4 protein-coding genes, 4 tRNA genes, 1 rRNA gene and 1 pseudogene are annotated in these 6,000 nt (G+C 49.7%); 2 read left to right on the plus strand and 8 right to left on the minus strand.

The genetic code is table 11. The features are described 5' to 3' along the window. Positions 1 to 198 precede the first annotated feature (198 nt). From tuf to SK39_RS10340, 5 genes are all read right to left on the minus strand, one after another. Positions 199 to 1,383: an elongation factor Tu gene (gene tuf, locus SK39_RS10320; RefSeq protein WP_003031109.1), complete on the minus strand. Its 1,185-nt coding sequence runs from the start codon at positions 1,381 to 1,383 to the stop codon at positions 199 to 201. Positions 1,384 to 1,501: 118 nt separating this feature from the next. Beyond that, positions 1,502 to 1,577: transfer RNA gene (locus SK39_RS10325), tRNA-Thr, on the minus strand. 5 nt (positions 1,578 to 1,582) lie between these two features. After that, a tRNA-Gly gene (locus tag SK39_RS10330) sits at positions 1,583 to 1,657 on the minus strand. A 114-nt stretch (positions 1,658 to 1,771) separates the two neighbouring features. Beyond that, a tRNA-Tyr gene (locus SK39_RS10335) sits at positions 1,772 to 1,856 on the minus strand. An 8-nt stretch (positions 1,857 to 1,864) separates the two neighbouring features. Next, positions 1,865 to 1,940, minus strand: a tRNA-Thr gene (locus SK39_RS10340). A gap of 19 nt (positions 1,941 to 1,959) precedes the next feature. Here SK39_RS10340 and SK39_RS27570 point away from each other — a divergent pair. Beyond that, a pseudogene (locus SK39_RS27570) lies at positions 1,960 to 2,040 on the plus strand (hypothetical protein); the annotation flags it as partial. Between the two features lie 290 nt (positions 2,041 to 2,330). Then, on the plus strand, positions 2,331 to 3,281 hold the full coding sequence (gene coaA / locus SK39_RS10345; protein ID WP_003031107.1) for a type I pantothenate kinase: 951 nt from the start codon (positions 2,331 to 2,333) through the stop codon (positions 3,279 to 3,281). A gap of 32 nt (positions 3,282 to 3,313) precedes the next feature. Here the strand turns inward: coaA and birA are convergent, their stop codons facing one another. The 3 genes from birA to rrf form a co-directional block, all read right to left on the minus strand. Then, positions 3,314 to 4,276 carry a bifunctional biotin--[acetyl-CoA-carboxylase] ligase/biotin operon repressor BirA gene (birA, locus tag SK39_RS10350; protein WP_003031105.1) on the minus strand — a complete coding sequence of 321 codons (963 nt, stop codon included), beginning with the start codon at positions 4,274 to 4,276 and terminating at the stop codon, positions 3,314 to 3,316. Beyond that, positions 4,273 to 5,301: a UDP-N-acetylmuramate dehydrogenase gene (murB, locus tag SK39_RS10355; protein WP_003845339.1), complete on the minus strand. Its 1,029-nt coding sequence runs from the start codon at positions 5,299 to 5,301 to the stop codon at positions 4,273 to 4,275. The genes birA and murB overlap by 4 nt, the downstream gene beginning before the upstream one ends. 391 nt (positions 5,302 to 5,692) lie before the next feature. Further along, positions 5,693 to 5,808, minus strand: a 5S ribosomal RNA gene (gene rrf / locus SK39_RS10365). Between the last annotated feature and the right edge of the window lie 192 nt (positions 5,809 to 6,000).

Genomic DNA, 6,000 nt, shown 5'->3' on the forward strand with positions numbered 1-6,000 from the left:
TTTCACCCCGCGTAAGCGAGGCGATCCAAACCGAAATGCTCTGGTGCGTTTCGGACTAAACGCCCTCTTCAGAGCCTGTCTCAGCAATGATTATGACAAAAAAAATCACTGATGAGCCAGGTTCTGGTGTGAAAGCGTGCAAAAAGGGCATCAAATGATGCCCTTTTATTGCGCATTGCGTCAAATGTTATTCGGCAATTAGCTCATTACTTTGGCAACAACGCCCGCACCAACAGTACGGCCGCCTTCACGGATTGCGAAACGCAGACCGTCGTCCATCGCGATCGGGTGGATCAGGGTAACAACCATTTTGATGTTGTCGCCCGGCATTACCATCTCTACGCCTTCCGGCAGTTCAATGGTACCAGTCACGTCAGTAGTACGGAAGTAGAACTGCGGACGGTAGCCTTTGAAGAACGGAGTATGACGGCCGCCTTCGTCTTTGGACAGAATGTACACTTCAGATTCGAACTTGGTGTGCGGCTTGATAGAGCCCGGCTTAGCCAGTACCTGACCACGTTCGATTTCTTCACGTTTGATACCACGCAGCAGAACACCAACGTTCTCACCAGCACGGCCTTCGTCCAGCAGTTTGCGGAACATTTCAACGCCAGTACAGGTAGACTTAGCGGTCTCTTTGATACCAACGATTTCAACTTCTTCACCAACTTTGATGATACCGCGCTCTACACGACCGGTAACAACGGTACCACGACCGGAGATGGAGAATACGTCTTCGATAGGCAGCAGGAACGGCTTGTCAATCGCACGCTCTGGTTCTGGGATGTAAGAATCCAGGAAGCCAGCCAGTTCGATGATTTTCGCTTCCCACTCTGCTTCGCCTTCCAGCGCTTTCAGAGCAGAACCACGAACGATCGGCGTGTCGTCGCCCGGGAAATCGTACTGAGACAGAAGTTCACGAACTTCCATTTCTACCAGTTCCAGCAGCTCTTCGTCATCAACCATGTCGCATTTGTTCAGGAACACGATGATGTACGGAACGCCTACCTGACGACCCAGCAGGATGTGCTCACGAGTCTGCGGCATCGGGCCGTCAGTCGCAGCAACAACCAGGATCGCGCCGTCCATCTGCGCAGCACCGGTGATCATGTTTTTAACATAGTCGGCGTGGCCCGGGCAGTCTACGTGTGCGTAGTGGCGAGTCGGGGTGTCATATTCAACGTGAGAAGTGTTGATGGTGATACCACGTGCTTTTTCTTCCGGCGCGTTATCGATCTGATCGAATGCGCGAGCAGCACCGCCGTAGGTTTTAGCCAGAACGGTAGTGATTGCAGCGGTCAGCGTTGTTTTACCATGGTCAACGTGGCCGATAGTACCGACGTTAACGTGCGGTTTAGTACGTTCAAATTTTTCTTTAGACATCGATTGTCCCTCTAAGACACGGATAAATCGGTGATATCACCACATCAACCAGGCAATATACCTGAGCTGTTGAATGCTTTTAAAAGTAAACAGAGAGAAACGGGAAGGAGAAGTGAAGTGGTGCTGATACCCAGAGTCGAACTGGGGACCTCACCCTTACCAAGGGTGCGCTCTACCAACTGAGCCATATCAGCACGTCTGGAGCGGGCAGCGGGAATCGAACCCGCATCATCAGCTTGGAAGGCTGAGGTAATAGCCATTATACGATGCCCGCATCCTGAAACTCGGCTACCCAGTTCTTTCTGTAACAAAAAAGAGATTTCTCTCTTTTCTGTTCGAGCTGATTAATTTTTTAATCAACTCAGGCGGCGATAACGCTGCCAGAAAGTGGTGGTGGGGGAAGGATTCGAACCTTCGAAGTCTGTGACGGCAGATTTACAGTCTGCTCCCTTTGGCCGCTCGGGAACCCCACCGGACTTGATGGTGCCGACTACCGGAATCGAACTGGTGACCTACTGATTACAAGTCAGTTGCTCTACCTACTGAGCTAAGTCGGCATCAAGTAGCGCGCATTTTATGGAGACATGCGCACTCATGCAACTAAAAAATTGCATAAAATGTTCTATCGCTCACATTTTGCACTATGCGACCGATAAATAATCTATTTCTTCTTTGGATTGGACAAATTTCCAACGCCAGGTGCCACCTCAGGGAGGAATTTTGCTCCGGCATGCACGCGTTGATAGAGAGAAAGCACATCTTTATACATCTGGAATACCCGTCACATTGCATTTCAGAGGATGATTTTTTCTTATTATTCCCCTCCATCTGGTGTTACCCTCCTGCCCATTGTCCAAATTAACTGAAATGTGCGTGCCATTGCGTACCGGGGATGATTTCGTTTTTTACCGCAGACCTGATATAGCAATGACAGCCAGACCATGCGTATGAGTATAAAAGAGCAAGCGTTAACGTCGCCTTACCTACAGTTTGATCGCAACCAGTGGGCTGCGCTTCGTGATTCCGTGCCGATGACCCTGACCGAGGAAGAGATTGCTCGTCTTAAAGGCATTAACGAAGACTTATCGCTGGAAGAAGTTGCCGAGATTTATTTGCCTCTCTCGCGTTTGCTAAACTTTTACATCAGTTCAAACCTGCGACGTCAGGCAGTGCTGGAGCAATTTTTAGGCACGAATGGCGAGCGTATTCCTTATATTATTAGTATTGCTGGCAGCGTTGCCGTCGGTAAAAGTACGACAGCGCGTGTTTTGCAGGCCTTGCTCAGTCGCTGGCCAGAGCATCGTAAGGTTGAATTGATTACTACCGATGGCTTTCTCCACCCTAACCAGGTATTGAAAGATCGTGGACTAATGAAGAAGAAAGGCTTCCCCCAGTCCTATGATATGCATCGCTTGGTTAAATTCGTTTCCGATCTGAAATCAGGCGTACCTAACGTCACGGCACCGGTCTATTCCCATCTCATCTATGATGTGATCCCTGATGGCGACAAAACCGTTGCCCAGCCCGACATATTAATACTCGAAGGGTTAAATGTATTACAAAGCGGGATGGACTATCCTCACGATCCACATCATGTATTTGTTTCTGACTTTGTCGACTTTTCTATTTATGTTGATGCGCCAGAAGAATTACTCCAGACGTGGTATATCAACCGCTTTCTGAAATTCCGTGAAGGGGCGTTTACCAACCCGGACTCTTATTTCCATAACTATGCAAAATTATCAGAAGATGAGGCTATCAATACTGCCACATCGCTATGGAAAGAGATTAACTGGCTGAATTTAAAGCAAAACATTTTACCAACACGTGAAAGAGCCAGCTTGATTATGACTAAAAGCGCCAATCATGCCGTTGAGCAAGTCAGGCTACGTAAATAAATAAAAAAGGGGAGCCTCAGCTCCCCTTTTTATTATTCAGCACTTCTCAGCGATATTTCTCCACCCATCCAGGGTTTGATCTCGCCATTTTGTTCAAGCAATAATGCACCTTGCGCGTCTATTCCACGAGAGATACCAAATATTTCTTTATCACCAATAATAAGTTTTACCGGGCGGTCGATAAAGTTATCCAGTTTCTTCCAGCGAGACAGATACGGTGCTAATCCTTCGTGCTCAAAGAGCACCAACGCAGCGCGCAACTCACGTATCAGTCGGGCAGCAAGGGTATTGCGGTCAATGTTAATGCCCGCTTCCTGTAGGTTAATCCAGCCTTGATTAACCACATTTTCCTCAACCCGGCGCATGGACATATTAATACCTGCGCCGATAACAATTTGCGCGGCATCACCTGTCTTACCGGTCAGTTCAACCAGGATCCCTGCCAGTTTACGGTCGAGTAAATAGAGGTCGTTGGGCCATTTTACACGGACTTTATCCGCACCCAGATCGCGCAAAACCTCAGCCATGACGATACCAATAACCAGACTCAGGCCAATCGCGGCGGCCGGTCCTTGTTCCAGCCGCCAGAACATTGAGAGGTAAAGGTTGGCACCAAACGGTGAAAACCATTTCCGACCACGGCGGCCGCGCCCGGCCTGCTGATATTCAGCGACGCAGGCATCCCCTGACTCCAGCTGACCTATTCGGTCCATCAGGTACTGATTGGTTGAGTCGATAACCGGCAGGACAGTGATATTTCCACCATCCAGTTGAGAATGAATAAGTGAGGCATCTAATAGTTGGATAGGCTCCGGTAAGCTGTATCCTTTACCTGGAACAGTAAAGACATCAACCCCCCAGTCGCGCAACGTCTGGACATGCTTATTGATTGCGGCACGGCTCATTCCCAACGTTTCACCGAGCTGCTCACCGGAATGAAATTCTCCATCGGCCAATAATGAAATAAGCGTCAGAGGGACGGTATTATCCTTCATGCAATGATCTCCACAGCATTCATTTCACCCTGCGGACCAATAAACCGGACCTCTGGTTCGAGCCAGACATTAAATTTCTCACCGACTTTTTGGCGCACATGGTGTGCAAGTTGCACTACATCCTGACTCGTCGCATTATCTGCATTGATCAGCACCAGTGCCTGCTGCTGATGTACCGCCGCGCCACCAATGCGCATACCTTTTAGCTGGCACTGATCGATAAGCCAGCCTGCTGCCAGTTTCACAGAACCATCAGCCTGCGGGTAATGAGGTGCTGTTGGGAATTTAGCCAGGAGCTCCTGCGCAATATTCCCAGTGACAACTGGGTTTTTAAAGAAGCTACCCGCATTACCGTTTACTTTCGGATCGGGCAGTTTTGTCGTGCGCATATGGCAGACTGAATCAAAAACCTGCTGAGGTGTAACTGTTGTAGGATCCAGGCGCGTCAGGTCACCGTAAGTCAAAACGGGCTGCCACTGTTTAGGTAAGCGCAGACCAACGGCTACAATTGCGAAACGATCCTGGTATTCATGCTTGAAGATGCTGTCACGGTAACCAAAACGGCATTCTGTAGCACTGACGCGCAGATGTTTGCCGGTCGCCAGTTCAATGCAGTCCACATATTCGCAAACACGCTGAAGTTCCACACCATAAGCACCAATGTTCTGGATTGGCGATGAGCCGACACAGCCCGGAATAAGTGCCAGATTTTCCAGGCCAGGCATGTTGTGCTCCAGCGCATAGCACACCAACTGATGCCAGTTTTCACCCGCGCCTACGTGCAAATGCCACGCATCAGGTTGCTCTGTAATCTCAATACCCTTAATACGATTGACGATCACCGTACCCTGGAAGGTATCAAGAAACAGGACGTTACTCCCTTCGCCCAGAATCAGTACTGGATGATGCGATGCATTGGCTAATTGCCAGGCATTCAGTAATTGTTGTTCATTTTCGGCGCAGACAAGTTCATTCGTTTGCTGATCGATACCGAAGGTGTTCCAGGCTTTAAGGGAGTGATTCATAGACGCTTTCCTGATGCAAAATCGCGCCTAGTTTACCGCATATACCGCAGGATGGCTTGTGTTATGGAGGCTCAGGATATTGCTTTGCACCCGATGGTGCTGCGATGTGCGTGATGCGCTGCGCTTATCAGGCCTGCACAATACGTTCAGCCCGGCGGTTTTTACCCCGCACACACGCAAAAAAGCCCATCCGTCAGGATGGGCTTCTTCACTTTATTTGATGCCTGGCAGTTTATGGCGGGCGTCCTGCCCGCCACCCTCCGGGCCGTTGCTGCGCAACGTTCAAATCCGCTCCCGGCGGATTTGTCCTCCTCAGGAGAGCGCTCACCGACAGACCACAGATAAAACAAAAGGCCCGGTCTTTCGACCGGGCCTTTCGCTTTTATTTGATGCCTGGCAGTTCCCTACTCTCGCATGGGGAGACCCCACACTACCATCGGCGCTACGGCGTTTCACTTCTGAGTTCGGCATGGGGTCAGGTGGGACCACCGCGCTACAGCCGCCAGGCAAATTCTGTTATTAACCCGCTTCTCGCCGGTTAATGTAATCTGTTTCAAGCTGAATGTCGTCTCTTCGCCAAAACATCTTCGGCGTTGTAAGGTTAAGCCTCACGGTTCATTAGTATCGGTTAGCTCAATGTATCGCTACACTTACACACCCGACCTATCAACGTCATCGTCTTTAACGTTCCTTCAGGAG

It is taken from the genome of Citrobacter sp. BIDMC107, assembly GCF_001037575.1.
Lineage (GTDB): Bacteria > Pseudomonadota > Gammaproteobacteria > Enterobacterales > Enterobacteriaceae > Citrobacter > Citrobacter freundii.